Origin of the sequence: Dongia deserti (assembly GCF_003574735.1) — a bacterium.
Lineage (GTDB): Bacteria > Pseudomonadota > Alphaproteobacteria > Dongiales > Dongiaceae > Dongia_A > Dongia_A deserti.
Genome location: NZ_QORW01000009.1, coordinates 132,479 through 158,968 on the forward strand (window position 1 = coordinate 132,479; position 26,490 = coordinate 158,968).

The following is a 26,490-nucleotide window of genomic DNA, read 5'->3' on the forward strand; positions in this document are numbered from 1 at the left end:
ACCCCTAACATAGATTCTTATAAGAGAAGAATGGTGGTGGTGATTGGTGATAGGAGTCATGGGGATTACCGCTTTTCAGGTCGGGTCTGGACAAGGTTGGGTAAGAATCCCGGCACGGGACCGGTGGAAAAGTCTGTGGAGAGGCCGGATTGGCAGGCCTGTGGAAAGCCGGGAAAAGGTGAATCAGGTGGGGAGTCGACTTATCCACCGGATCCAGCCTTTTCGCGCCAGGGGTTGATCCCCCGCATAACCGATGCGAAGAAAGACTAGCGGAAGTGGATCAAAGGGCGTTCCGGGATAAGACCGGCGGTTTCCAACGCGTTATCCACTGGACGGTGTGGACAAAAACGAAGCGGGGCTGCTCAGCGTCATGCCTAGGAGTTTTCACGTTCATCTGGTGTCGGACGCGACCGGCGAGACCATCAACAGCGTGATGCGTGCCTGCCTGGTCCAGTTCGAGGACACCGACGTGACGGAGCATTCCTGGTCCCTGGTCCGCACACCCGGGCAGATGGACCGTGCGCTCGCCGGCATCAAGCAGAACCCCGGTCTCGTCCTCTACACCATCGTGAACGATCGCCTGCGGGAGCAGCTGGTCGCCGGCTGCCGTACCTTGCAGGTGCCGGTTGTTCCCGTGCTGGAACCGGTGATGAATGCGATGGCGGCCCATTTCGGCCAGAAAGCGCGCGGCCAGTCCGGCCGGCAGCACGAGCTCGATGCGGAATATTTCGACCGGATCGAGGCGATGAACTTCGCGCTCGCACACGACGATGGCCAATCCAGCCGCTCCTACAACGAGGCGGACGTGATCCTGGTCGGTGTCTCGCGCTCTTCCAAGACTCCCACCTGCATCTATTTGGCAAACCGCGGCATCAAGTGCGCGAACGTGCCGATCGTGCCGAATTGCCCGCTCCCGCCGGAGCTGTTCCTGGTCAAGAAGCCGCTGATCGTCGGATTGACCAAGGACGCCTCGCACCTGGTGCAGATCCGCCGCAACCGTCTGCAGATGATCGCGCGCGACGAGGACACGGACTATGTCGAGCTGTCGGTGGTGCGCGAGGAGGTGGCGACCGCGCGGCGCCTGTGCACCGAGCATGGCTGGCCCGTGATCGACGTCACCCGCCGCTCGATCGAGGAGACCGCCGCCACCATCCTGCAAATGCTGCAGAACCACCGCGACGGCAACACGCCGCCGGCGGGCGAGGTAGCGGTGAGCAAGTGACGTTTGCGGTGAGCATCACCACAAACTTCATCCCGGACTTGATCTGGGATCCATTGCGCCGCTTGCGCCAAGCCCATCCATGGGCCCCGGGTCACGCCCGGGGTGACAGTGGGAATGAACGGTGCGTTGGGAGTATGTATGCCTGACGTTGATCCCCTCATCCTCGCGTCCGGCAGTGCGACCCGCGCCAAGATGCTGCGCGACGCCGGCGTTGCCATCGAGACTGCTGTCCCGGCGGTCGACGAAGCGGAAATCAAAGCGAGCCTGAAACAGGAAGGCGCGCTGGCAGCGCGCGTCGCGGAGACGCTGGCAGAACTGAAAGCCCAGCGCGTTTCGTCGCGCGTCGGTGGCCGCTTTGTCCTGGGCTGCGATCAGATGCTTGAGTGCGATCGCGCTTGGCTCGACAAGCCCGAAACGCGCGATGGCGCGCGCGAGCAGCTGAAGACGCTGCGCGGCAAGGACCACAGCCTGATCACCAGCGCCGTCCTGGTGCACGATGGCGCGCGCATCTGGCACGTGACCGATCGCGCCGAACTGCGCATGCGCAATTTCACCGACGCGTTCCTGGAGCAGTATCTTGAACAGGCCGGCGAGGGCGTGCTGCGCTCGGTCGGCGCCTACCAGCTCGAAGGTATCGGCGCGCAATTGTTCGAGCGCGTGACCGGCGATTTCTTCACCATCCTCGGTTTGCCCCTGCTGCCGGTGCTTGGCATCCTGCGCGAGCATAGCATGGTGGCGCGATGAGCGCGCTTGGCACCCTCACCGGCAAGAGCCGCATCGCCGGCGTGTTTGGCTGGCCCGTCGATCATTCGCGCTCGCCGCGGCTGCATGGCTATTGGCTGAAGCAGTTCGACATCGACGGTGCCTACATTCCCTTTGCCACGCATCCCAGCAAGCTGGAGCAGGGGATCCGCGCGCTGCCATCACTCGGCTTCCGCGGCGGCAACGTAACGCTGCCGCACAAGGAGCGCGCGCTCTCCTTCGTCGATGAGGTGACGCTGCTCGCCAGGCGCATCGGCGCCGTCAACACGCTGGTGGTGCGCGAGGATGGCTCGATCCTCGGCGACAATTCCGACGGCTTCGGCTTCATCGCCAATTTGCAGCAGCTCCAGCCCAGCTGGCGCGGTGCGGCAGGCCCCGCCGTGGTACTCGGCGCCGGCGGCGCGGCGCGCGCCATCGTTGTCGCGCTGCTCGATGAAGGCGTTCCGGAGATTCGCCTGGTCAACCGCACAACACGCCGCGCCGAGGAAATCGCGGAGGCGGTCGGCGGCCCCATCAAGGTGCTTCCGTGGGAGGCCCGCGCCGATGCGCTGAAGGATGCCGCGCTGCTCACCAACAGCACCAATATCGGCATGGCCGGGCAGGCGCCGCTCGAGATCGACCTCGCGAACCTACCGACGAGTGCCCTGGTCTATGACATCGTCTATGTGCCGCTGCTGACGGAGCTGCTGAAAGCGGCGCAAGCGCGCGGCAATCCCATCGTCGACGGTATCGGCATGCTTCTGCACCAGGCGCGCCCCGGCTTCCGAGCCTGGTTCGGCCCCGACCCGCAAGTGACTGCGGAGCTGCGCGCCTTCGTGCTGGGACAGTGAAGATATGATCGGCCTTCTCACCTACTTGTTGCCCCGAGCGCACACCTCGATGACGCGCTCGATAACTATTATGCTTGCGCTCGCCTTTTTCGGTGGATTCGGTTTCGCATTGGCCGAAGCACTACCCGAATTGTTGCAAGGTATTGGCTGGCAGGGCGCGCCAGACAATGATGTGGTTGCTGTAGTCAAAGAGTCTATCAAACTCGCGACTACTCTGCCGTTCCTCGTCGCTTTAATCAGCAGCAAGATTGCATTTCTCGAGCGGATTGGAATGATCCATCTGCCTGACGTGGAGTTCGTGCTCGCCTGGATCGGCTCGTCTCTCAAGGACCTGCTGCGGATCAGTCCTCGCATCAAAGACAGGCAGTAGATGCGTGTCCTAGGTTTGACCGGGTCCATCGCGATGGGCAAGTCGACCGCCGCCGCGATGCTGCGGCGGATGGGCGTGCCGGTGCATGATGCGGATGAGGTGGTGCACAATCTGACGAGGCCCGGCGGCAAGGCACTGCCGGCGATCAAGCAACATTTTCCCGATCTCGTCACCGAGGCCGGCCTCAACCGCCCGGAGCTATCCAAGCGCGCCTTCAAGGATCCAGCGGTGCTGCAGACATTGGAGCGCATCCTGCATCCGATGGTGCGTGCAGAGGAACGCAGGTTCCTGGCCCGCGAACGCGCGAAGGGCAGCAACTTGGTCGTGCTCGACATCCCGCTGCTGTTCGAAACTGGTGGCGAGAAGCGCTGCGATGCCGTTCTGGTGGTCTCCGCCCCGCGTGCCGTGCAGCTGCAGCGCGTGCTCTCCCGCCCCGCCATGACGCTCGCAAAGCTCAAAGGCATCGAACAGCGTCAGATGTCCGACGCCGAAAAGCGCAAGCGCGCCGACATCGTGATCCCCACCGGCCGCGGCAAGCGCGCCACCTGGGCGGCGCTCAAGCGCGCGGTCGGCAAGCTACAACGACGCAGCGCCTAGTCTAGAAGAACGCCAGCACCCGCGATTCGATGCTCTGCCGCTTGGCCGTGCCTGGCGCAGTCGCGGGATCATTGAACGCCGAGTGCGGCATGTAGCGCGCGCGACCGTTCCTGTCGGAATCGTAGGTCTTGAGCAGCAGGATCTCCTCCGGCTGCAGGTTCGGCACGTAGAACCAGCGATGCGCGGGGTTGAAGGCGACGCGATAGACCTCGCCCGTGCGGTCGGGATACTTCAAATCGGTGGCGATCCAGTCCTCGTCCGCGACGGTGCGTGCGTCGGCAAACGCGAGGGGCGTGTCGCTGACCGGCCCGTTGATGGAGCGCCAGACATTGACGATGGCGAAGCGCCGTTTCAGCGCTTGCTCGGCTTCGTGCGGCGGTAGCAGATCGCGTACCCGCTGCGGACCGGACTTGGCCGTGTAGTCGTTGTGCACGACATGCACCGGCGCGCGACGCGACGCGCTCGCATCGTCGCCGCCGATGCGGCGGATCGTGTGATCAAACACCAAAGCCGTGCGCGCACCGGTCCGCGAGAGCACCAGATCCGCCACCTCCGCGTCATAGATGCGCTTGAGTTCGTCGGGATCGTCGAAATTGCGCACCGCGGTCCGCTCGTGGGTCAGCGCAAAACCCTGCAGGTCGAGAGACAAGGTCTCGAGGATCGGCCGCGCAGAATGGATCGCGACCTGGTGCGGCTCGTGGCGCTCCTCGATCGGGGGCACGCCTGCGGGCCTATCATACATATAGACCGCCGGTTTCGGCCCGCCGGAACGGGTGTAGTTCATGGTGGCCAGCACGTAGCCGGAGGGATGGGTCTCGACCCGCGCGCGTTTCGGACTGATCTGGTTCATGCGCCATCACTCAAGGACGGGATGCGAAGTGCGATGATCGCTTCGCAACCCAGCTGCTCTCGAGACCTTAGGTACGGCTGCGGCCGGCTCGCCACAAGCGATAAAAGCTCGTGGGACTTGTGAGCCCAGCTAACCCATGGGCGTGCAGAGCTCAACCAGGAACCCGTTGTTATCCCGCACATAAGCGACGATCTGGCCCCAGGATTTCTTCTCCGGTTTGCTCACCAGCTTGGCGCCGGCGGCGACCGCCTTGTCGAATGCAGCCGGCACGTCGTCGGTGGTCAGCGCGATCTCGACGCCCAGCACCTTGCCGTCGGCGCTGGCGAAATGCGCCGGCTCGTGGATCATTTTCTTGGCGGCGAAAGCGAGCTTCGTCTCGCCGGTCGCGAGCTCGCCGAACTCGCCCTCGGCCACCATGCCGCGCTTCAGGCCGAACGCCGTTTCATAGAAGGCGATGGTTGTCTCGACGCTATCCACATAGATGATCGTGTAGCCGAATTTCATGGGTCCGCTCCATTGAGGTTTCACCCGAGATAGGGCGGCGGCTCACGCGGCGTCTTGAAGATTTCGGACAGGTCGCCGATAGCGGCTGGGCCGCGCGATCTCTGCCGGGCTGAAGCCGGTCAAGGTCTTCAGCTCGCGCGTCATGTGCGCCTGGTCGGCATAGCCTGTGTGCAGGGCGATCAGCGCCAGCGGCCTGCGCCCGGCGCGGATCGCGGCCAGGCAACGCTGCATGCGCAGGATGCGCGCCAGCGATTTCGGCGCCAGGCCGCTCCAGCGCAGCAGGTCGCGATGCAGGCTGCGCTCCGTGATGCCGAGGGCGCGCGCGATCGAATGGACTTCGCCGCCGCGCGCCAGCAGGGCGATCGCTTCCCGCACGCGCGCTGGCGCTGCGTCCCGCTCGAGCCGCATGAGGCGCCCGTCGACCGCACGCTTGAGCACGGAGAGCGCCTGCTCCGCCGATGCGCAATCCTGCAGCGCATGCTCCAAGGCAGTGAATGCGGCATCAATTTCGACGGCCGAGATCTCGCGGTCGCGGCAGTCCACTGGATCGATCTCGAGTAGAGTGCGCGTCATCGCAGGCCGAAACCGCACGCCGACATACCAATCTTGACCGGCACCTTCGACAAACAGCGGCCGCTCGATCAAGGCGCTGGTGAACAGGCGGCCGCCATCCGCTCCGCTGCGGAAGATGAGATCGATGCATCCATCCGGCAGCACACGATCAAATGCCGCGCTGCCCGGCTGATTGGTCCAATAGGCATCGACCAGCGTGTGGAACGCCTCGATCGGGCGGAATTGCTGATAGCCCTTCGTCATCGCGCTAACAGCCTGAGCGTGATGCGGCGGCGCGTCAACGGTCGACAGGAGCTGTGCTCATGACGGATAATGCGGGCCATCGCGGAGAGTCGAGGAGGATGACATGGGCATGATTATCCTGCTGCGTCGGGTACGGCGCCGTGCAGCGTCCGATTTCCTCGGGCCACTTCGCACTGTTCCGCTGTCCGGTCTGCACGCTGGATCTCGCGCTCGTTGAACACCGGCTGATCTGCGCCAAGGGCCACAGCTTCGATCTGGCGAAAAGCGGCTATGTCAACCTGGCGCCGGCGCGCAAACATGCGCGGCCCAGCGGCGGCGATACGCGCCTGCAGCTCGAGCATCGGGAGCGCTTCCTTGCGAAGGCGCATTTCGACTTCATCGTTGAGACAATCGCCGCTCGGGCAGGCGGTGGGGAAGCGATCCTCGATGCCGGCTGCGGCACCGGCTTTCACCTGGCGCGCCTGGCGGAGCTTCTGTCCACAGCGCGTGGCGCCGGCATCGATCTCTCCAAGGAAGCCGCGGCGTGGTCCGCGCGCCGCCACCCGGACCTCGCGTTTGCTGTTACCGATATCTGGACGCACTGGCCGATCCATGATGGATCGGTGGATCTGGTCGTGAGCATCTTCGCGCCGAAGAACTACGGCGAGATGGCACGCGTGCTGCGACCCGGCGGCATCGTGGCGCTGGTCTTTCCAGGTGAGCGCCATCTGCGGGAGCTGCGCGCGGCTTTCAGTTTGCTTGGGTTATCGGACCACAAGACCGGGCGATACCGCGATCGGCTCGCCGTTGTGTTCGACGAGCTGGTGCCGCACACCGTTACTCGCCGCACCTTCTTCGATCCGGAAGACATTCAAGACGCGATCCTGATGGGCCCCAATGCGCGGCACCTGCTGCCATCGATGCAGGTGCCGCGCGCCACGCAGGTTACGATCGAAGTCGAGTTCCTCTTTGCGCGCCGGCGGCCGATCTAGTTCGCTACTTTCTTTGGCCGGCTTCCGTCAGCTTGGCGCCGTCCTCGGCGACGATCACCGCGAGCAAGCTGGCGGGCTCGGTGTCGCTGGCGTTCTCGCTGACCAGGTGCGTGCTGCCCGGCGGCTCGAAGAAGCTTTCGCCGGCCTTGTACACTTTGGCCGGTCCGCCCGGCGCAATCTGCGAGCGGATTTCGCCGGAGATGACATAAGCGAACACGCTGCCGGCGTGATGATGCGTCTCCGACTTTTCGCCCGGCTTGTAGCTGACCAGAACGGCCGTGAGGTTGTTGCCCGGCACGTTGGGCAGTGAGCCGGCGAATACCGGCTTCACGGTCTCGTCGGCGCCGGCCGCGTTCGGTTGCAGGATGGCAGCGCAAAGCGCAGCGGCGAACCATAAGAAATGTCGTTTCATGTCGCGTCTCCTTTATTGCGCCGCCTTGGGCTGCGTCACCGGATGCACGGCGCGCATGCTGATGGCGAGGCGGTTCCACAGATTGATCATGCCGATGAGGACGGTGAGATTGACGGTCTCCTGCTCGCTGAAATGCCGCCTGACCTCCTGGTAGAGCTCGTCGGGCGCGTGGGTCTCGGCGATCAGCGTCAGCGCCTCGGTCCAGGCGAGGGCCGCACGCTCACGGTCGCTGTAGAGCGGGGACTCCCGCCAGGCGCTGAGCAGATAGAGCCTTTCCTCGGTCTCGCCGTGGGCGCGGGCGTCGCGGGTGTGCATGTGGATGCAATAGGCGCAGCCGTTTATCTGCGATGCACGGGTCTTCACCAGGTCGTAGAGCGACCGCTCCAATCCGCTGTTCGCGAGGTGGGTTTCCAGTGCCACGGCCGCTTTGATGGTATCCGGCGCCACGTGTTGGTGGTTCAGTCTGGGTTTCATCCTTGTCCTCCTGGGGGTCGTTGTTCAGGTCTATGCCCAAGGGACGATCCGGCCCCAGGGGATGTGACATGGCGGATGTGACATGACCCATCGGAACGTTGACAGCGTCACCGCGCCGATAGAAGGATCGCCCCTGCGCGGGCAAGGGGGATTCTTTGACCAGGAACGCGGTTTGCCTCTGCACCGACCGGAACATGGCGGTGCCTGCTCTCTACGTTGCGACCGAGGCGGCTCGCCGCGCCCGCGGCGCCTACGACGTCCATGTGTTCGCGGAGGAAGGCGAGCTTGACGATGAGCATCGTGCCTGGATGGCGCGGCACGGCATCCAGGCGATCGGCGCGCTTTCCTTTCCACGCCTGCATAAGACCGGCGCGACCGCGGGACGAATCTCGCCGGCGAGCCTGATCCGGCTGGTGGCTCCCGAGCTGCTCGCCGGTCGCTACGACCGCTTGCTCTATCTCGATGCGGACACCGAGATCCATGGCGACTTGGCGCCGTTGTTCGGTCTGGACCTGCAAGGCCGGGTGCTGGCGGCAGCGGCCGCCGGGCGAATCACGGAACGGCTCGCTCCGGCTGCGGTACGCAAACGCGAAGAGCATTTCCGTGCGCTCGGCATGACGGAGCCGTTCCGCTACTTCAATGATGGCCTCATGCTGATCGATGTGGCGCGCTGGAATGCGGAGCGCATCGGTGAGCGCGCGCTCGATTTCATCGAGCGCAATCCGACCATCTGCCTGTTGCCGGATGAGGATGCGCTGAATGCCGTTCTCGACGGGCATATCCTGGATCTATCACCGATCTGGAACTTCCGCGGCCACCTGATGGAGCTGCCATGCGCGGCGGCGCTGGCCGCGCCGGTAGTCTGTCACTATGACGGCCCCGACAAACCGTGGAAGCGCTTCGGTCGCAATCGGCGATGGTTTGCGCTGCGTGAAGCGCACCGTCGCTACCGTGGCTTCTGTGCCGGAACACCCTGGAGTGTTTGGCTCGCTCGGCAGTGGACGCTGCGCGACCTGCGCAACACCCTTGCCTACGAGGGGCGCATTCTTCTGGATCGGCTGCGCGGCCGGCGCACGCCCGGCGTGCCGAGGCGCAGCAAGCAACGCCGAACTTGCGAGTCCGTGCAGGCCCATCTTGCGCGCGCGACATTCGCCGACGTGGAACAGGGCATCACCATCCGCAACGGCGGCCGCCTGATGCTCAATCCCGCGAAGGTGCGACCGTGATCATCGTGATCACCGTCAAGGATCATGCGAACACGTTCGCGACGTTCCGCGACGGAACCTACGGCTTCGCCGCACCCGATCTGCGCACCATGGCGTACGAGGATCTGTTTTGTGCCAGGCGCGTGCCGCGTGCCACCTACATCTTCGCCGACCTGGAAAGGCTTTCATCGTGGGAGCTGCAGCTCGCCGCCACGGTCTATCGGCGTCTGAAGAAACGCGGCCTGCGGTGCCTCAACGATCCGGCGCGCGCGATGACGCGCTTCGAATTGCTGCGCGGCCTGTATCGCGCCGGCCTCAATCCGTTCGATGTTTACCGTGCCGACGAGCATCCGCATCCGGCGCGCTTTCCGGTTTTCCTGCGCGACGAGGAGCACCATGCCAGCCCTTCGCCGGTGCTCATCGCCAGCCAGCAGGAGTTGGAGGCGGCTCTAGAAGAGCGGCGTGCGCACGGCCTTCCCGTGCGGGGCGCGCTGGTGGTCGAACATTGGCCCGCGCCCTATTACGACGGGCTTTGGCACAAGTGGGGCACCTTCTGCGTAGCGGATCGCATGTCGGTCGACCACATCTCGGTCGACGACACCTGGTACGTCAAAGTCGGGAAGTGGGATCTGCTGAACGAGAGGGCGGTGGCCGAGGAGCACGAAGCCGCGACATCGAACCGGTTCGCCGTCGAATTGGCGAAGATATTCGCGTTCGCGGGGATCGAGTTCGGCCGAGCGGACCATGCCACGGTCGACGGGCGCATGGTCGTCTACGAGATCAACACCAATCCTTATGTGTACTACTACGTCCCGGACCCCATCCCGCTCCGGCGAAAGACGCAGACACTGGCGCGCGAGCGATTGGCGGCAGCGCTCGCAGCCATCGATTGCAAGGAGTCAGGATCAATAAAGACGAACCCGCCCGCTCCCTTCGGTACGCGGCGGGCCTGGAGCTTTGGAGTCCAGGTTCCCAAGCGGCCGTAAGGAGCCGGGCGTTCTCGACAGTTTGAGTTAAAGAACCGGCGCGGGCGGCGGTGGCGGCAATGGGCCGAGCAAATGATCGGACATGATGGATCCCCGAAAGTTGCAGGATGGGAACTGGCCAGCCCCGCCAGTTCGTGCGGGACTCTACACAAATCCCTGGGGAAGACCAACCCCTTTTGCACCCAAAGTCTTCAGGGCTGCGAAGCGTCTTCCGGCAGCTGGGCTGTTATTCCTGTCACGACGGAGTTGGGGCCGGCACTGGCTGAAGATTCGCGTCGGATAGGCTCGGCCAGCTTGACCTTGGACGTGTGCGTGGCGCTGGGAGCCGTCCCGCTCGGGTTGCCGTCGCCGCGGACATAGAACTTCTGCCAGCCCTGGCGGACAGTTTCGGCTTCGTTCTTCGCCAAACGGTCGATGAAACCCAAGCGAGCGGTGCGCCAAGCTTGGTGCTGCGCGGAGAGTTGCGAGTCGGACCCGATCGGCACGATTTCCGGCTGAACCTCTTCCAGGGCTCGATAGGCCAGGAGTGTCAGGAAACAGAACGGCTCGTCCCGCTCGAAAGTCACACGGCCGGGCCGGGTGAACTGCCAGTTCATCGTGAAGGTGAAGGGAAGCCAGTCGGTTTCGATGATGCCGTCCAGCGGCGCGATCCCATCCTTCGGGCGGTTTGGCGTGCCGCGCGCCCACACGCCGATGCCGAGATCGGTGCGGAATAGATAGCCGGTCGAGAAGGTCAGAATGCCGTAGCCGAAATGCGAGGTGGCGAGCTTGTCCCCGCCCCACGCCGGATCGTCGATGGTGATCGTGATGTCGCCGAGCTCGCCTCCGCCGTTCCATTCCGCCGTCACGCGTGCAGGCGACAGCAGCTCCCAGCCCATCGCGTTGGCGATGGTGAGGGGGATGCAACGATAGGCGCCGCGTTTGGCGGTCGCGTCCATCCACGACCGGTCTCCCGGCGCGGCCGCCAGGCGTGGTGCCTGGTCGCGGATCTGATAGCAGGTCAGTCGGTTCAAGATGCGGCCCCCCAACGCGAAAGCGCGCGGGAAAACATAAGGCATGCCGTGCGGCGCGCGCCACGCCTGATTTGCCCTTGCTCCGCACCTGCGCCTACAGTGCGCCGAGCCAGCGCATCGGGAGGCCACCCATGAAAATCCATATCGACATCGATTGCACGCCGGAGGAGGCGCGGACCTTCATGGGGTTGCCGGACGTGCAGCCGATGCAGGACGCGGTGATGAAAGAAATGCAGGACCGCATGATGTCCGCCATGCGCTCGATGGATCCGGAAACCTTGATGAAGACCTGGATGCCCGCCGGGATCGCCGGCCTGGAGCAGATGCAGAAGGCGTTCTGGCAGCAATTCGGCAATCCCGACGGCGCCAAGAAGAAGTAGACGCGGCGGAAGGCCTCAACGGCCGACCGCCAACTCGAACGGCGGCGTCAGGGCTGCGGCGTGGGACGTCGTCTCTATGATGGACGCGCGCGGCGTCCCGGCCGGCAGGCACACCGATACAGTTGTTCCTTGTCCGATCTCTGAGTCGATCTCCAGCCGCCCGTTATGGATCTCGACCAGCGTCTTGACGATGGTGAGGCCGAGACCCACCCCTTCCTGGTTCGCGGTTTCGGCATTGCGGATGCGCTCGAACGGGCGCAAGGCGGTTTCGATATCGGCGGTCTTCATGCCGATGCCTTCATCCTCGATCCGCATGATGACAAAGCCGCCTTCCGCGGCGCCCACCACGCGCACCTGTCCGCCTTCGTTGGAATATTTGACGGCGTTGGTCAGCAGGTTGAGGAAGATCTGGCGCAAGCGCGTCGCGTCGCCCTGGATCGGCGGCAGGTCCTCCAACCCGATGCTGTCGATGGCGATGCTCTTCTGTTTCGCCTTGCCCGAGACCATCCGCAGGCATTCCGCGATCACCATGCGGGCCGGCACTGCGTCGATGTGCAGCTCCACCTTGCCGGCTTCAAGCTTGGAAACCTCGAGAATCGTGCTGAGGACCTCGAGCAGATGCCGGCCGCTGGTGCGGATGTCGCAGAGATAGCCACGCTGCCGCTCGTCCAGCTTGTGAGCGGCGGAGATCTCCAGGAACTCGGAGAATCCGATGACCGCGTTGAGCGGCGTGCGCAGTTCGTGGCTCATGTTGGCGAGGAATACCGATTTGGCAGCACTCGCGCTCTGCGCCTCCTTCAGCGCGCTCCGCAGCACATTTTCCGAATGCCGCAGAGCCAGCTCGGAATTCTGCGCGTGCCGCAGCATCACGAGCGCGTAGGCGGCGAAGCTGATAAGGAGAACGCTCAGCACCAACAAGGTGACCAGCGATATGTGGCGGATGATGAGGATGTGTGTGCGCGTGTCCGCCTCGACGGTGTTCAACAGCTCGTTCTCCGCCAGCACGAGGTCATGCACCGGCCCGCGCATTGCGCTCGCGGCGGCGAGCAACGGTGCGATCTCGTCCGGCTGCAATCCATCTGCCATCATCGGATCGTGGGCGGCGAGCATCCGGTCGAATGCCGTCATGAGCGCGCCAAAGGGGGGCAGTCGTTCGAGCTTATGGCGAAAGACGCCGTCCGCCAGGACGCTGCGCCGGCTGGCGAAGGTCTCGTAACGGAGGGCCGCTTCGTCCAAGGCGCGCGGATCACCGTCCTTGGCGCGCAGCAGCGCGGTCTCGAACCGAAGCTGCTCGGCCCCCAACTGATGCACCGCCCAGGAGGCGTTGTCCTCGGAATAGCCGATGAGCGTTGTGATGTGCTGTGTCTGCAGCAGTTTCAGTCCGACCACCGCCGCGAGGGCAAAGCCGAGCACGCAGATCATGCCAATGACGACCCGGCGCATCGACTGGACCGAGGCGCCGGGCTTCGCTATTCGAGGTAAAGCGTCAGACATGAGCTGCCGAAGCGCGCCGCCCCCTATGGCTGAACCTTGATCGATTTCACCTGCCACACCGACCGTTGATAGTACTGCTCGCTCTTCAGCGCCGGCACCTGGTCAAACGGATAGATGATGAAGAGCGGCCCGCGATCGCGGATGGGAATGGGCTGGCCGTCGATGCGATCGGCGATCACCACGTCGTAGGTCAGGGCGTCGCTGAACGGCACGTCCGAAGCGTAGTCGTTCAGCGCTGCGACCGTCAGCGTCTTTCCGCTGGCGCCGACGGCGGCAAGCACGTCGCGCAGCAATGGGCCCTCGAACGTGCGCGGCTCGTCATACCAGGGCGTGCCAGTCGTGATCGCATGACGCGGCAGGGCGGCGATCATGGCAGCATCGAATTGTGCGCCAGCGTCGGCATTGGTCTTCGCGATGGCGCCGGTCATGGTGAGAATGGGGGTGCCTTGCGGTGGGGGCAGGGCGCCCGAGTCGGCGTCTGCCTGCCAGGAAGACAGCGAAAAGATCAAGGCGAATGCCGCAACGATTCGGCTCATGAACTGCATGGTGACCTCGCTCCATCAAGATGGTCGGGAATCAAAACCTCTCTCCCGACCCCGCGTGTTTGCTGTGCCCGAAAGCTAGGGACCTAAAGATGAGCGACGGATTAATTCTTCGCGCTCGACCGGCCGGCCTATCCCTTTGCATCAGGGTTCCAGCCGATTGCATGAGCGCGGCCGGTGCTGAGTGCTGAGGCGCATGGATTTGCGGCGGCGCTTGTTCACCCTTAGAGTGCCGGACCGAGAATGGATGGAACGGAGCCGACAACAATCATGTCCGATCGCAAGTTGCCGGGCGATCCCGCGCCTTATTACGAGGCGCATGTCTTCTGCTGCGTGAATGAGCGGCCGGAGGGCCACCCGCGCGGCTGCTGCAAGAGGAAGGGGTCGGAACGCCTGCGCAATTACCTGAAGGCGCGCGCCAAGGAGCTGGGCCTCGAAACCGTGCGCGTCAACCAAGCGCTGTGCCTCGATCGGTGCGAGCTCGGTCCCACGATGGTGATCTATCCCGAGCAGGTCTGGTACACCTACCGCACCATCGAGGATGCGGAGGAGATCCTGCAAAGACACCTGATCAAGGGCGAGCGCGTCGAACGCCTGATGCTGCAGCCGACCGACAAGGTGCCGGAGGATCGCAAGCGGTAGCGGGTCTTTCACCTGCCCACTCTTTTTCCCGTCATCACCGGGCCGACACGCAGTGTCGAGACCCGGTGATCCAAGTTTTCTCTCCAGTGGTACCGCTATAACTTGGATTGCCGGATCATCCGCTGCGCGGCTGTCCGGCAATGACGGGAAAGTTGGAAGCGGATGACGGCCCACACCGACACCATCTACGCACTCGCGACGCCGCCGGGGCGGTCGGGCGTGGCGGTGGTGCGCATCTCTGGGCGGCAAGCGCGCGCCGCGCTGGAAACGCTGACACAGCGTGCAGTGCCGAAGCCGCGCGCGGCGACGCTGCAGCGCCTGTTCGGCACGGACGACGTGCCGATCGACGATGCGCTTGTGTTGTGGTTTCCCGCGCCGGGTTCCTTCACTGGCGAAGATGTGGCGGAGCTGCACCTGCACGGCGGCCCGTCGGTCATCGCTGCAACACTCGCTGCGCTCTCGCTGCAACAGGACTTGCGGCTGGCCGAGCCGGGCGAGTTCACGCGCCGCGCCTTCGACAACGACAAGCTGGATCTCGCGCAGGTCGAAGGCCTCGCCGACCTGATCGCCGCGGAGACCGAGATGCAGCGCCGCCAGGCCCTGCGCCAGGCGGAGGGAGAGCTGTCGCGGCGCCTGGAATCCTGGCGGACGGACCTGACGCGGGTGCTCGCGCGGCTCGAAGCCTACATCGATTTTCCCGATGAAGACCTGCCCCAGCAATTGCTCTCCTCGATCGAGCTGGAGATCGAGCACATCGCTGGTGCGCTCGGCAAGGAACTGGCCGGGCATGCGGCGGAGCGGCTGCGCGACGGCCTGACGATCGCGATACTGGGTGCGCCCAACGTTGGAAAATCAAGCATTCTCAATAGGTTAGCGCAGCGCGAGGCGGCCATCGTCTCCAGCATCGCCGGCACCACGCGCGACGTCATCGAGGTGCGAATGGACATCGCCGGCTTTCCCGTGACGTTGGCCGACACTGCCGGCCTGCGGGCAACTGCCGATGAGATCGAAGCCGAAGGCGTACGGCGCGCATTGGGACGCGCCGAGCACGCCGACCTCAAGTTGCTGGTGTTTGACGGCGGCGACTGGCCGGCAGTTGATGCTGAGACCGCGAAGCTGATTGACGATGGAAGCCTCCTTGTGGTGAACAAGGCCGATTTGTTGGCGGAGCCGGAGCCGATCGCGATCCAAGGCCGGGCGGTGCTGAAGCTGTCGTGCAAGACGGGCATCGGGCTGGAGTCCCTGGTCGAGACGGTTGCCATGGCGGCCCGGAACGCGATGGGCGGGGCGGAGCTCCTAAGCCGGGCGCGCCACCGGGCGGCCGTCACCGAAGCGAAGGCGGCACTGGATCGGGCACGAGTCGCGGGCCAATTGGAACTGAAGGCCGAGGATCTGCGGCTGGCGGTGCGGGCGATCGGCCGGATCACGGGCCGGGTTGACGTCGAAGAGGTCCTGGACCTGATCTTCAAGGAGTTCTGCATCGGCAAATAGCCGATGTTCCACGTGAAACATTTGGACGAAATGCGAAGCAGAGCAGGGACTTATGATGTCGTGGTGGTGGGCGGCGGTCACGCTGGGACCGAGGCCGCGGCGGCGGCTGCGCGCCTGGGGGCCGAGATCCTGCTGGTGACCCATGACCCTGGCAAGATCGGCGAGATGTCCTGCAATCCGGCCATCGGCGGCCTCGCCAAGGGCCACCTGGTGCGCGAGATCGACGCGCTGGACGGCATCATGGCCCGCGCAATCGACCGCGGCGGGATCCAGTTCCGCATGCTCAACGCGTCGAAGGGTCCCGCCGTGCGCGGCCCCCGCGCCCAGGCCGACCGCAAGCTCTATCGCCAAGCCGTCCAGGCGCTGCTCGCCGAGCAGCCGAACCTTGAGATTCTGGCCGCCGGGGTCGACGATATCGAGATCGACGAGAACGGCCGGGTCGCCGCCATCATCACAGACCAGGGCGAGCGGATCGCGACCGGCGCGGTGGTCCTGACCACCGGCACCTTCCTGCGCGGTCTGATCCATTGCGGGGAGAAGAAGATTCCCGCCGGCCGGGTCGGCGAAGCGCCGGCGCTGAAGCTGGCCGAGACCCTGATGCGCCTCGGCTTTCCGCTGGGGCGGCTCAAGACCGGAACGCCGCCGCGGCTGGATGGCCGCACCATCGATTGGGCCGGACTGGAGAGCCAGCCGGGCGACAACCCGCCGGCGCCGATGTCTTATCTGACGGAGTGGATTGAGACCCCGCAGATTGCCTGCGGCATCACCTATACCTCCGGGGCTGGTCACGATCTGATCCGGGCCAACCTGCAGCGGTCGCCGATGTATTCCGGCCAAATCGAGAGCACGGGGCCGCGCTATTGCCCCTCGATCGAGGACAAGGTGGTGCGGTTCGCGGAGAAGGAGCGGCACCAGATCTTCCTGGAGCCGGAAGGGCTCGATGACCACACGGTCTATCCCAACGGGATCTCGACCTCACTGCCCGAAGAGGTGCAGCGGGAACTGCTCGAGACCATTCCGGGCCTCGAAAACGCGGTGATGCTGCGGCCGGGCTATGCAATCGAGTACGATTTCGTCGATCCGCGCAGCCTGAAGCCGAGCCTCGAGACCAAGGCGGCCGCGGGCCTCTTTTTCGCCGGTCAGATCAACGGGACCACCGGCTATGAAGAGGCGGCGGCCCAAGGCCTGATGGCTGGGATCAACGCCGCGCGCTTCGCGGGCGGGCAAGGCGACGGCTTCGTGCTCGACCGGGCCGAGGCCTATATCGGGGTCCTGATTGATGATCTGGTGACCCGCGGGACCAACGAACCCTACCGGATGTTCACCTCCCGCGCCGAATACCGGCTGCACCTCCGCCAGGACAATGCCGACCAGCGCCTGACCGAACGGGGCGCCGGCATCGGCTGCATCGGGGCAGGGCGCTTGGCCGCATTCCGCGCCAAGAAGGCCGACATCGATGAGGCGCGGTCGCTGCTGCAGGGCCTGAGCGCCACGCCGAACGAGCTGCGCGGGCAGGGGCTCAACATCAATCTCGACGGCGTCCGGCGCTCGGCCTTGGAGCTGCTGGGCTATTCGGAGATCGACCTGGATCGGCTAGCCACCATCTGGCCGGAGATCAACGGGCTCTCTGCCATCGCTCGGGAGCAGATGGAGATCGAAGGGCAGTATGCCGGCTACCTCAAGCGCCAGGAGGCGGACATCCGCGCCTTCCGGCGGGATGAGGATCTGCGCCTGCCCACGGACCTGGACTATACGGTGATCCCATCGCTCTCGGCCGAAGTGCGGCAGAAACTCCAGGCCGCCAAGCCGGCGACTTTGGGCGCCGCGGAGCGGATTTCCGGCGTGACGCCGGCGGCCCTCACCATCCTGCTCAAATATGTGAAGCGGCGCAGCGGCCCGGATCGGCTGACGGCCTGATGGCGTACGGCCCAAGCGAATTTGCGAAGGATCTCAACGCGCTAGATATCAATGTTCCACGTGGAACATTAGACCGACTGGAGACCTACGCGGCGCTGCTGACGAAATGGCAGGCCAAAATCAACCTGGTCGGCCCAGCCACCCTGCCCGACCTCTGGCGCCGGCATTTCCTGGATAGCGCGCAGCTCGTGCTGCTCCTCAATTGCCTCCCCCAAGCTAGGGGAGGGAAATCTTCAGTGTGGGGAGCGGGAACCTTGGTCGACCTTGGTTCCGGTGCCGGATTCCCCGGCCTGGTCCTCGCCATCATGACCAACTGGCGGGTCCATCTCATTGATTCCGATCAGCGCAAGTGTGCCTTCCTGCGCCAGGCGGCGCTGGATTGCGGCATGCTCGACCGCGTGACCATTCACGCCAACCGGATCGAGCAGGTGACGGGAATCGCGGCGGATGTGGTGACGGCGAGGGCCTGCGCGCCGCTGGACGAGCTGCTGGGGTTGGCGGCGCCCGTCGTGGGCGAGGGGGGCAGTTGCGTCTTCTTAAAGGGCGCTCAGGCGGAAGAGGAATTGACCCAGGCCGAGCGGCACTGGACAATGCGAGTCGAGAAGCGGGGGAGTGTTTCGGACCCTGCGGGGACTATCCTCGTCATAACCGAGCTGAGGCGGAAAAGCCAATAATGGCAGACAGTTCCGGGACTGGGCAGCCGCGCATCATCGCGGTGGCGAATCAGAAGGGCGGAGTCGGCAAGACGACCACCGCCATCAACTTGGCAACGGCCCTCGCCGCCTGCGGCAAGCGCGTGCTGGTCGTCGACCTCGACCCCCAAGGCAATGCTTCAACCGGCCTCGGTATGGAGCGCGGCGACCGCAAGACCGGATCCTATGAAATGCTGGTCGACGGAGTGTCAATCACCGAGGCGACCAAGCCCACCAACGTGCCCAATATGTGGATCGTGCCGACCACGCCTGACCTAGCCGGCGCCGAGATCGAGCTCATCGATCTCGATCGGCGCGAATTCCGGCTGCGCGATGCCCTCGCGAAGGCCAGCCTCTCTTATGACTTTATTCTTATAGACTGTCCGCCCTCTCTGACGCTGCTGACCCTCAATGCTATGGTGGCCGCGGATTGCGTACTGGTGCCGCTGCAGTGCGAATTCTACGCGCTCGAAGGACTCTCGCAGCTCATCAAGACCATCGAACGGGTGAAGAAGAATCTGAATCCCGTGCTGGAGATCCAGGGCGTCGTGCTCACCATGTTCGACAAGCGCAGCAGCCTCAACGAGCAGGTGGCGTCGGACGTGCGCCAGCACTTCGGCGACAAGGTGTACGACACCGCGATCCCGCGCAACGTGCGCATCGCGGAAGCGCCGAGCTATGGCATGCCGGCGCTGCTCTACGACATCCGTTGCGCCGGCAGCCAGGCTTATATCCTGCTGGCGAGTGAAGTTCTGAAACGCGAGCAGGGCCGCACCGGCCGCTCGCTGGTGAGTGCAGCATGAACGAGCCAACCGGAAGACGACGCCAGGAATTCGCGAAACGCCATCTCGGGCGCGGCCTGTCCGCCTTGCTCGGCGGCGATGAGGCCGAAGCGCCGGCCGGCACGCCGGCTGCGGCGCCGGTGACGCCGACACGCACTGCGCCGATCGAGTTCCTGCATCCGAGCGCGATGCAGCCGCGCACCGCGTTCGACGAAGAGAAGCTGGAGCAGCTCGCGCAGTCCATTCGCGAGAAGGGCGTGCTGCAGCCGATCCTGGTGCGCGAGCATCGCACCAAGCAAGGCGAGTGGGAGATCGTCGCCGGCGAGCGTCGCTGGCGCGCGGCGCAGAAGGCGCAATTGCACGACGTGCCGATCGTGGTGCGCGATCTCTCCGATCGCGACACGCTCGAGATCGCGCTGATCGAGAACGTCCAGCGCCAGGACCTCAACCCGATCGAAGAAGCGCGTGCTTATCGCCGCCTGATGCAGGAATTCGCCTACACACAGGAAACCTTGTCCGAGCATATCGGCAAGAGCCGCCCGCACATCTCGAACCTGTTGCGCCTGCTGGAACTGCCGGAGGTGGTGCGCGAGATGCTGGCCGACGGCCGTCTCACGGTCGGCCATGCGCGGCCGATCATCAACCTGCCGAACGTGATCGAACTCGCACAAACGATCGTCGCCAAAGGGCTCTCGGTGCGCGATGCCGAGCGCCTGGCGCAGAAGAAGAAAACGAAGTACGGCCGCATCGCGAAGCCCGCGCGCGAGAAGGACGCCGACACCAAGGCCCTCGAACGCGATCTCACCGCCAAGCTCGGCCTCAAGGCCGAGATCCAGTTCGACGGCAAGGGCGGCGCGCTCGTCATCCACTATCAGACCCTGGAACAGCTCGACGAAGTGATCGCGAAGCTGAACAGCTGACGAAGCGCACCACAAGATCGTGCAACGCGCTCGATAATCGGTTCCGACAGAGCACCGGCGCGAGGAGCCATGGTTCCGCCGCGCGGGCCTTGTCTCATTTGGCCTCGGAACCGAACTGTCTCCGCGGAATTCCTCGAAGCCAACACAATAGTATGGTGAAACGAACCGGTCCCGACATCGGGCCCAGGCGAATTCAGGCCGGGTTCAGCCGGAGTGCGGTGGAATCGTTTCCAACGCGACATCCCGCGCAGAGCCGAGGGTGTCGGATGTTCCGCGGCTTTCCCATCGGCGGCCCCGCTCTCCCGAGCGCGGACCGCCGATCAACGATTTAGGCAGTTGGAGGCAATATGCCGTTTGCGGCTGAATTCGTACCTTGTGACACCTCCTTGCGCGCCGGCGCCGATAACAACCGCAGGTTGCTCGTGGTCGACCAGCAGCATGCGTTCGTCGACTTCGCTCGGCTGGCCGCGCAGCGCCTGGGATATGAGACGGAGGTCGTGACTGATCCACGTGGGTTGGCCGAACGCATGCGCGCTTGGCGCCCCCATGTCCTGGTGATCGAGATCGTGCTGCCCGAACTGGATGGATTCGAAATCGTCCAGTTGCTGACCGAACAGGGCTTCGATGGTGAGCTCGTCCTTGTGACCGCGCACGATCCAAGATATCTCGATCTCGCGCGCAAGAGCGCCGAGGCGAGAGGACTGCGGGTTGCGGCGAGCCTGGCGAAGCCGGTGCGAGCTGCGGAGATGATTCAGGCGCTTGAACGCTGCGCGCCCGCCGCCAGCGCCATGCGTTCCGCGATCTAGCGCACCTTTCGCTCCTCTCCGTTCGCATGGACGTCATCACTCTGCAGCGCGGGGCAGGGCTTGCCGATCGGTTGGCGGCGGCGCGTCCGGTTCGTCACCAGCACGGCGTTTGCGCCAGCCGAGGTGCCGAGACCATGCGGGACACGCGCCGCAACAGCCGGCATCAAGATCAATTGGTAGGGCTCATCCGGTGGGAGAAGCAGCCGTACAAACCCCATTCTTCCGCGCAGACGTCGCGGAAGCTTATAACTTTTCCAAGCTTCGGCCTCGATCGGCCCGGTCCGCTCCAGCTACAGCAGCAGCAGACCGGCCGCCAACGAGGCTGCGATCACGGCGCAGGCCAGCATCGGCCGCGTCTCATAGCGCTGGCGCGCAGCCGTCGCGCGGATCTGCGCGGCCGCGGTGTCGGCGGCGATGGTCGGGCCGTAATGGCAGAAGCAGGTGATGTCGTGCAGCTCTCGCTCGCTCAAGCCGAAGAAGGCCGTCGCATGACCGACCGTGTCGCCGGCGAGGCCTTCCGTCCGCAGGCGCGGATCGGCATACGCCACGCTCAACAGCGAATCGTCGGCCCGCAGCTTCGCCCGCTCGGCCGGCGGCGCATACTCGACACGGAACAAGGTATTGAGTTGTCTTCCGCCTTCCCGGTCGAGGGCTTCGGCCCAGCATTGCAGCCGCTCATATTTGGAGAGCGAACGAGTGCTGCGCCAGTTCGGCACGACCACCGCGACATCGCGGAGCTTCTCCAGGGTCTTGTGTTCCATGAGATCCTCCGGTCCACACATCCCCCTTCGTACGCATTCCCCTGCGCGCAATTATACTCCTCCTCCACGCGATGCGTGAATCGGGAATATTCCTGGCGCCGTGGAACCAACGAGGCTGCGGAAGTGTTGGTGATGCTTCGGCGGAACAAAGCGCACTGAACGGGAAGTCCGGTCGGCGCCGTGCGCCGGCCGGTGCGGTTCCTGGGCATCCTTTCCATTCTACGCGATGACGATCTGAGTCGAGGCGTTGGCGACCAGGTCGTCCAGGCTGTCGACCGATCCGGTGCCGGCGCCGGCGAAGGTGATCGACCCGCCGTTCAGCAGATGCAGGACGACGTTCTTGCCCGCGCCAAGATCGACGATGCCGGACACGAAATCCTCCTGCTCGAGTGTGCCGTCGCCGTCGGTGTCGGACGTGTCGAAGTAGAGGATGTCGAGGCCCTTGTCGAAGTCGGTGATGACGTCGTGGCCCGATAAGGCATTGCCGGTCGAGATCTGAGTGAACGAGAAGTGATCCGCGCCCGTTCCGCCGGTCAGCGCATCGTTGCCGGCGCCGCCGAACAAAGTGTCCGCACCCGCTCCGCCGGTCAGCGTGTCGTCACCGCCAGCACCAAACAGGTAGTCCGCACCAAGGCCGCCACTCAGCGCGTTCTTTCCGTTGTTGCCCGAGATGAGATTGTCGAGATCGTTGCCGGTAGCATTCCAGGCAGTTGTGCTTGTGCCATTGATATGCGCAAGGTCTTCCACGTTGTCCCAGAGCTTGCTCACCGAGAAGCTCACATAGGCGGTATCGTGGCCCTCGCCGGCCAGTTCCACGATCGTGTCGCCGGACGTGTTGAGGAAGTAGAAGTCGTCACCCTTCGCGCCCGCCAAGGTGTCGGCAAAGGCGCTGGACCAGATGAAGTTCACATCGTCGGTTGCTGCGAAATTGACAGCCGTCTTCGCCTTGGTGAAGTCGTAGTTCTCGACGTTTTCAAAGCCATTCACTAGGGCAACGGTTGAGACGACCATATCGGTGCCCTGACCCGCCAACTCCTCGACCACGTCGCCCACATTGTCGACATAGTAGGTATCGTAGCCCTGACCGCCCCGCATGGTGTCGGCGCCCTTGCCGCCGTCGATGACGTTATCGAGGTCGTTGCCGACGATGAGGTTGGCAAGCGCATTGCCGGTACCGCTGATGGCTGCGCCGGTCAAATGGAGCTCCTCGACATTGACCAGGCTGGCCAGGCTGAAATTGATGCTGCTGTAGACGACCTCGGTGCCTTCGTTGGCGAGCTCGACGATCTTGTCGCCGGCATTGTCAACGTAGTAGGTGTCGCTCCCCTTGCCGCCTGTCATGGTATCGGCGCCGCCTTTCCCGTCAAGAATGTTGTCTCCGGCATTTCCGACGATCTTGTTGCCGAGGGCATTGCCGTATCCATTGAGGTTGGCGGCTCCACTGAGTGTCAGGTTTTCCACGTTGGTGGCCAACATGTGGCTGATTGAGCTGATGACCTGATCGATTCCTTCGTTGGCTGACTCGATCACCACATCGCCGGCATGATCGACATAATAGGTGTCGTTCCCCTTGCCGCCCTTCATGGTGTCCGCGCCGGCCTTGCCGTCGAGGATGTTGGCGCCGTCATTGCCCTCCAGCACATTGGCCGTGATATTGCCCGTCGCCTTCAGCCCCGCGGTGCCGAGCAGGCGGATGTTCTCGATATGGGCATAATCGGCGAGGTTGGCGCTGAAGGTCGTGGCGATGGTGTCGTTGCCCTGGCCGCCACTTTCGATCACCACGTCCTTGCTGCTGTTGAGGTAGTAGGCGTCGTTGCCGAGCCCGCCGGTCAGCGTATCCACCCCCGCGCCGCCCTTGATGACGTTGTCGAGATCGTTGCCGGTGAAGTTGATGCCGGCTGCCAGCTTGCTGAAGTCGTAGTTCTCGATGTTGGCGACGGCATTGGAGAAGGCGATGGTGGAGATGATGGTATCGACGCCCTCTCCGGCTCCCTCGCTGACCAGGTCGCCGACGTTGTCGATATAATAGCTGTCATTACCAAGGCCGCCCACCATCACATCGGCACCGGCACCGCCGTTGAGGATGTTATCCTCGAGATTGCCGTATATCAGGTTGTTCTTGGCGTTGCCGGTCGCACGGATCGCTGTGCCTTGCAGGTAAAGGTTCTCGACATTTGCCAAGGCCGCAAGGCTGAAGTCGATGGAACTCACGACCCAGTCGTTGCCCTCATTGGCGTTCTCGATCACTTTGTCCTTGGCATTGTCGACATAGTAGGTGTCGTCGCCCTTTCCGCCTTTCATGGTGTCGCCGCCGCCGGCGCCGGAGATCGTGTTGTTGCCCTCGTTGCCGATAATGACGTTGTTGAGCGCGTTTCCGCCGCCGCCGCTGTTGCCCGTGCCCGCCAGGGTCAGATTCTCCACGTGGTCGCTGAGGGTGTAGCTGACTGTGCTGATGACAGTGTCAGTGCCCTCTTTGGCGTATTCGACGACCACATCGCCGGCATGATTGACGTAGTAAGTATCGTTGCCCTTGCCGCCGGCCATGGTGTCGGCGCCGCCTTTGCCGTCCAGGATGTTTGCGCCGGCATTGCCCTCGAGGACGTTGGCGCCGGCGTTGCCGGTGGCATTCAGGGCCGCGGCGCCGAGCAGGCGGATGTTTTCGACGAAATTATAGTTAGAGAGGTCGGCGCTGAAGGTGACGGCTATGGTATCGGAGTCTCCGCCGCCGCCTTCTTCGTCTACGACGTCCTTGGCGCTGTTCAGGTAGTAGGTGTCGTTGCCGGCTCCGCCCGCCAGGGTATCGGCGCCCACCCCGCCCTTGATGACGTTATCGTAGGAATCGCTGCCGGTGAAGTTGACTCCGATCGCGAGCTTGCTGAAATCATAGTTCTCGACTTCGTTGATAGCGCTGGTGAGGGCGATGGTGGAGATGATGGTGTCGACACCCTCACCGAACAGTTCCGTGACCAGATCGCCGACATTGTCGACGTAGTAGATGTCGTTGCCGTCGCCGCCCGCCATCGTGTCGGCGCCGGCGCCGCCATCCAGAACGTTATTCACGAAATTGCCATAGAGGCGGTTATTCTGCGCGTTGCCGGTCGCCTTCACGGCATTGTCCGTCAGGGCCAGGTTCTCGACATTTGCCAAGGCCGCAAGGCTGAAGTCGATGGAACTCACGACCCAGTCGTTGCCCTCATTGGCGTTCTCGATCACTTTGTCCTTGGCATTGTCGACATAGTAGGTGTCGTCGCCCTTTCCGCCTTTCATGGTGTCGCCGCCGCCGGCGCCGGAGATCGTGTTGTTGCCCTCGTTGCCGATAATGACGTTGTTGAGCGCGTTTCCGCCGCCGCCGCTGTTGCCCGTGCCCGCCAGGGTCAGATTCTCCACGTGGTCGCTGAGGGTGTAGCTGACTGTGCTGATGACAGTGTCAGTGCCCTCTTTGGCGTATTCGACGACCACATCGCCGGCATGATTGACGTAGTAAGTATCGTTGCCCTTGCCGCCGGCCATGGTGTCGGCGCCGGCCTTGCCGTCGAGGATGTTGGCGCCGGCATTGCCTTCGAGCACGTTGGCCGCACCGTTGCCGGTGGCATTCAGGGCCGCGGCGCCGAGCAGGCGGAGATTCTCGACATGGAAATAGTCGCCAAGGCTGGCGCTGAAAGTCGCCGCGATCGTGTCAGTGCCACCAGCGGCAATCTCCCAGATCTGATCGAGCTTGCTGTTGAGGTAGTAGGTATCGTTGCCGAGCCCGCCAATGAGCAAATCGTTGCCGGCGCCCCCCTTGATGACGTTGTCCAGCGCGTTCCCGGTGAAATCGACGCCGCCCGTCAGCTTGCTGAAATCGTAGTTTTCGATGTTGGCAATGGCGTTGTTGAAGGCGATGGTGGAGATGATGGTGTCGACACCTTCGCCGGCCACTTCCGTCACGGAATCGCCAGGATTGTCGAAGTAGTAGGTGTCGTTGCCCTTGCCGCCGACCATGGTGTCGGCGCCAGCGCGGCCATTGAGCACGTTGTCATAGTCATTGCCGACAAGCAGGTTGTTCAGGGAATTGCCGGTCCCCTTGGTCGCGCTGCCTACGAGTAGCAGGTGCTCGATGTTGGGAAGCGATGCCAGGCTGAAATCGATGTAGCTGTAGACGACATCATCAGTGCCTTCGTTGGCATTCTCGATGACCTTGTCCCCGACGTGATCGACGACATAGGCATCGTTGCCCTTACCACCGGTCATGGTGTCGGCGCCGCCTTTGCCGTCGAGGAAGTTGTCGCTCTCGTTGCCGATCAGGCGGTTGTTCAGATCGTTCCCCCTGGCCTGGAACGCGCCGGAACCCGCCGCCAGGGTTATGTTCTCGACATTCGCGGGCAGCTCGTACGTAACCGAGCTGATGACCGTATCGATGCCTTGCCCGGCGTTCTCGCTCACCACATCGCCGGCACTGTCGACATAGTAGGTGTCGTTGCCCTTGCCGCCGGCCATGGTGTCGGCACCGCCCTTGCCATCCAGGATGTTGGCGCCGCTGTTGCCCTCGAGCACGTTGCCGACCGCGTTGCCGGTCGCGTTGAGCGCCGCCGAGCCCAGCAGGCGGATGTTCTCGACGTCGGCATAGTCGGCAAGATCGGCGCTGAAGGTGGTTGCGATCGTGTCGTTGCCGGACGCGGCGTTCTCCACGACGACATCCTGCTTGCTGTTGAGATAGTAGGTGTCGCTGCCGGTGCTGCCGGCCAGGGTATCGATGCCGCTAGTGCCCTTGCTCTCGTTGTTGAGGCCGTTGCCGGTGAAGTTGATCCCGGGTGCCAGCTTGCTGAAATCATAGTTCTCGACGTTAGTATAGGCGGTGCTGATTGCCACGGTCGCGACGACGGTGTCGACACCCTCGCCCACATTCTCCAGGATCGTGTCGCCCAGATTGTCGACGTAGTAGACGTCGTTGCCCTTGCCGCCCACCATCGTGTCGGCGCCTGCAAGGCCATTGATGAAGTCGTTCTGGATGCCACCGGTGATGACATCGTTGCCGCTGGTACCTCGAATCGTAGCCATGTTGTCCCTCCTCA

The 26,490-nt window shown here is 63.9% G+C and carries 26 protein-coding genes; 16 read left to right on the top strand and 10 right to left on the bottom strand.

The window, feature by feature from the left end:
* Nucleotides 1-370 precede the first annotated feature (370 nt).
* The 5 genes from DTX69_RS15690 to coaE all read left to right on the top strand — a co-directional run bounded on the left by DTX69_RS15690 (nucleotide 371) and on the right by coaE (nucleotide 3,781).
* The gene (locus DTX69_RS15690) at nucleotides 371-1,222 is read left to right on the top strand and encodes a pyruvate, water dikinase regulatory protein (protein ID WP_119302641.1); all 852 of its coding nucleotides are present in this window, start codon (nucleotides 371-373) and stop codon (nucleotides 1,220-1,222) included.
* A 138-nt stretch (nucleotides 1,223-1,360) separates the two neighbouring features.
* On the top strand, nucleotides 1,361-1,966 hold the full coding sequence (locus tag DTX69_RS15695; RefSeq protein ID WP_119302493.1) for a Maf family protein: 606 nt from the start codon (nucleotides 1,361-1,363) through the stop codon (nucleotides 1,964-1,966).
* On the top strand, nucleotides 1,963-2,814 hold the full coding sequence (locus tag DTX69_RS15700; protein WP_119302494.1) for a shikimate dehydrogenase: 852 nt from the start codon (nucleotides 1,963-1,965) through the stop codon (nucleotides 2,812-2,814). Before DTX69_RS15695 ends, DTX69_RS15700 begins: the two co-directional genes overlap by 4 nt.
* Before the next feature lie 4 nt (nucleotides 2,815-2,818).
* Entirely contained in the window at nucleotides 2,819-3,184 is a 366-nt protein-coding gene (locus DTX69_RS15705) for a hypothetical protein (RefSeq protein WP_119302495.1), read from the top strand.
* Entirely contained in the window at nucleotides 3,185-3,781 is a 597-nt protein-coding gene (gene coaE, locus DTX69_RS15710) for a dephospho-CoA kinase (protein ID WP_119302496.1), read from the top strand.
* 1 nt (nucleotide 3,782) lies between these two features.
* Here the strand turns inward: coaE and DTX69_RS15715 are convergent, their stop codons facing one another.
* The 3 genes from DTX69_RS15715 to DTX69_RS15725 all read right to left on the bottom strand — a co-directional run bounded on the left by DTX69_RS15715 (nucleotide 3,783) and on the right by DTX69_RS15725 (nucleotide 5,951).
* Nucleotides 3,783-4,631 (bottom strand): CmcJ/NvfI family oxidoreductase, encoded by an 849-nt coding sequence (locus DTX69_RS15715; protein WP_119302497.1) that lies wholly within the window; start codon nucleotides 4,629-4,631, stop codon nucleotides 3,783-3,785.
* A 129-nt stretch (nucleotides 4,632-4,760) separates the two neighbouring features.
* Nucleotides 4,761-5,135 (bottom strand): VOC family protein, encoded by a 375-nt coding sequence (locus tag DTX69_RS15720; RefSeq protein ID WP_119302498.1) that lies wholly within the window; start codon nucleotides 5,133-5,135, stop codon nucleotides 4,761-4,763.
* A gap of 42 nt (nucleotides 5,136-5,177) precedes the next feature.
* The gene (locus DTX69_RS15725; protein ID WP_119302499.1) at nucleotides 5,178-5,951 is read right to left on the bottom strand and encodes a helix-turn-helix domain-containing protein; all 774 of its coding nucleotides are present in this window, start codon (nucleotides 5,949-5,951) and stop codon (nucleotides 5,178-5,180) included.
* A gap of 140 nt (nucleotides 5,952-6,091) precedes the next feature.
* Between DTX69_RS15725 and DTX69_RS15730 the strand changes: the two genes are divergently transcribed.
* Nucleotides 6,092-6,922: a methyltransferase domain-containing protein gene (locus DTX69_RS15730; protein ID WP_119302500.1), complete on the top strand. Its 831-nt coding sequence runs from the start codon at nucleotides 6,092-6,094 to the stop codon at nucleotides 6,920-6,922.
* A 4-nt stretch (nucleotides 6,923-6,926) separates the two neighbouring features.
* Here the strand turns inward: DTX69_RS15730 and DTX69_RS15735 are convergent, their stop codons facing one another.
* Both DTX69_RS15735 and DTX69_RS15740 read right to left on the bottom strand, forming a co-directional pair.
* Nucleotides 6,927-7,334, bottom strand: a complete 408-nt coding sequence (locus tag DTX69_RS15735) for a cupin domain-containing protein (RefSeq protein WP_119302501.1) — start codon at nucleotides 7,332-7,334, stop codon at nucleotides 6,927-6,929.
* Between the two features lie 12 nt (nucleotides 7,335-7,346).
* The gene (locus DTX69_RS15740; protein WP_119302502.1) at nucleotides 7,347-7,808 is read right to left on the bottom strand and encodes a carboxymuconolactone decarboxylase family protein; all 462 of its coding nucleotides are present in this window, start codon (nucleotides 7,806-7,808) and stop codon (nucleotides 7,347-7,349) included.
* Between the two features lie 155 nt (nucleotides 7,809-7,963).
* On the opposite strand from DTX69_RS15740, the gene DTX69_RS15745 reads away from it, so the two are divergent.
* Both DTX69_RS15745 and DTX69_RS15750 read left to right on the top strand, forming a co-directional pair.
* A complete protein-coding gene (locus DTX69_RS15745; protein ID WP_162917223.1) occupies nucleotides 7,964-9,034 on the top strand; it encodes a glycosyltransferase family 8 protein in 1,071 nt (356 codons plus the stop codon).
* The gene (locus tag DTX69_RS15750; protein WP_119302504.1) at nucleotides 9,031-9,999 is read left to right on the top strand and encodes a hypothetical protein; all 969 of its coding nucleotides are present in this window, start codon (nucleotides 9,031-9,033) and stop codon (nucleotides 9,997-9,999) included. Before DTX69_RS15745 ends, DTX69_RS15750 begins: the two co-directional genes overlap by 4 nt.
* Before the next feature lie 191 nt (nucleotides 10,000-10,190).
* Here DTX69_RS15750 and DTX69_RS15755 read toward each other — a convergent pair whose 3' ends face one another.
* The gene (locus tag DTX69_RS15755) at nucleotides 10,191-11,012 is read right to left on the bottom strand and encodes a DUF6065 family protein (RefSeq protein ID WP_162917224.1); all 822 of its coding nucleotides are present in this window, start codon (nucleotides 11,010-11,012) and stop codon (nucleotides 10,191-10,193) included.
* A 131-nt stretch (nucleotides 11,013-11,143) separates the two neighbouring features.
* Here DTX69_RS15755 and DTX69_RS15760 point away from each other — a divergent pair, with 131 nt between their 5' ends.
* Complete coding sequence (locus tag DTX69_RS15760) at nucleotides 11,144-11,392, top strand: DUF6489 family protein (protein WP_119302506.1); 249 nt, start codon at nucleotides 11,144-11,146, stop codon at nucleotides 11,390-11,392.
* Nucleotides 11,393-11,407: 15 nt separating this feature from the next.
* Here the strand turns inward: DTX69_RS15760 and DTX69_RS15765 are convergent, their stop codons facing one another.
* Complete coding sequence (locus tag DTX69_RS15765) at nucleotides 11,408-12,835, bottom strand: sensor histidine kinase (protein ID WP_162917225.1); 1,428 nt, start codon at nucleotides 12,833-12,835, stop codon at nucleotides 11,408-11,410.
* Between the two features lie 74 nt (nucleotides 12,836-12,909).
* A complete protein-coding gene (locus DTX69_RS15770; protein ID WP_284735812.1) occupies nucleotides 12,910-13,431 on the bottom strand; it encodes a molybdopterin-dependent oxidoreductase in 522 nt (173 codons plus the stop codon).
* A 267-nt stretch (nucleotides 13,432-13,698) separates the two neighbouring features.
* Here DTX69_RS15770 and DTX69_RS15775 point away from each other — a divergent pair, with 267 nt between their 5' ends.
* The 7 genes from DTX69_RS15775 (at nucleotide 13,699) to DTX69_RS15805 (ending at nucleotide 20,678) form a co-directional block, all read left to right on the top strand.
* Nucleotides 13,699-14,070, top strand: a complete 372-nt coding sequence (locus DTX69_RS15775) for a (2Fe-2S) ferredoxin domain-containing protein (protein WP_119302508.1) — start codon at nucleotides 13,699-13,701, stop codon at nucleotides 14,068-14,070.
* Between the two features lie 162 nt (nucleotides 14,071-14,232).
* Complete coding sequence (mnmE, locus tag DTX69_RS15780; protein WP_119302509.1) at nucleotides 14,233-15,561, top strand: tRNA uridine-5-carboxymethylaminomethyl(34) synthesis GTPase MnmE; 1,329 nt, start codon at nucleotides 14,233-14,235, stop codon at nucleotides 15,559-15,561.
* Between the two features lie 30 nt (nucleotides 15,562-15,591).
* Nucleotides 15,592-17,478 carry a tRNA uridine-5-carboxymethylaminomethyl(34) synthesis enzyme MnmG gene (gene mnmG / locus DTX69_RS15785; RefSeq protein WP_119302643.1) on the top strand — a complete coding sequence of 629 codons (1,887 nt, stop codon included), beginning with the start codon at nucleotides 15,592-15,594 and terminating at the stop codon, nucleotides 17,476-17,478.
* A complete protein-coding gene (gene rsmG / locus DTX69_RS15790; RefSeq protein ID WP_119302510.1) occupies nucleotides 17,478-18,152 on the top strand; it encodes a 16S rRNA (guanine(527)-N(7))-methyltransferase RsmG in 675 nt (224 codons plus the stop codon). Before mnmG ends, rsmG begins: the two co-directional genes overlap by 1 nt.
* Nucleotides 18,152-18,973, top strand: coding sequence for a ParA family protein (locus DTX69_RS15795; RefSeq protein WP_119302511.1), 822 nt, complete (start codon nucleotides 18,152-18,154; stop codon nucleotides 18,971-18,973). The genes rsmG and DTX69_RS15795 overlap by 1 nt, the downstream gene beginning before the upstream one ends.
* Complete coding sequence (locus DTX69_RS15800; protein WP_119302512.1) at nucleotides 18,970-19,872, top strand: ParB/RepB/Spo0J family partition protein; 903 nt, start codon at nucleotides 18,970-18,972, stop codon at nucleotides 19,870-19,872. The genes DTX69_RS15795 and DTX69_RS15800 overlap by 4 nt, the downstream gene beginning before the upstream one ends.
* 347 nt (nucleotides 19,873-20,219) lie before the next feature.
* On the top strand, nucleotides 20,220-20,678 hold the full coding sequence (locus DTX69_RS15805) for a response regulator (protein WP_119302513.1): 459 nt from the start codon (nucleotides 20,220-20,222) through the stop codon (nucleotides 20,676-20,678).
* Nucleotides 20,679-20,968: 290 nt separating this feature from the next.
* Here the strand turns inward: DTX69_RS15805 and DTX69_RS15815 are convergent, their stop codons facing one another.
* Nucleotides 20,969-21,439: a hypothetical protein gene (locus tag DTX69_RS15815; RefSeq protein WP_119302515.1), complete on the bottom strand. Its 471-nt coding sequence runs from the start codon at nucleotides 21,437-21,439 to the stop codon at nucleotides 20,969-20,971.
* Nucleotides 21,440-21,658: 219 nt separating this feature from the next.
* Nucleotides 21,659-26,476 (bottom strand): calcium-binding protein, encoded by a 4,818-nt coding sequence (locus tag DTX69_RS15820; RefSeq protein ID WP_119302516.1) that lies wholly within the window; start codon nucleotides 26,474-26,476, stop codon nucleotides 21,659-21,661.
* Between the last annotated feature and the right edge of the window lie 14 nt (nucleotides 26,477-26,490).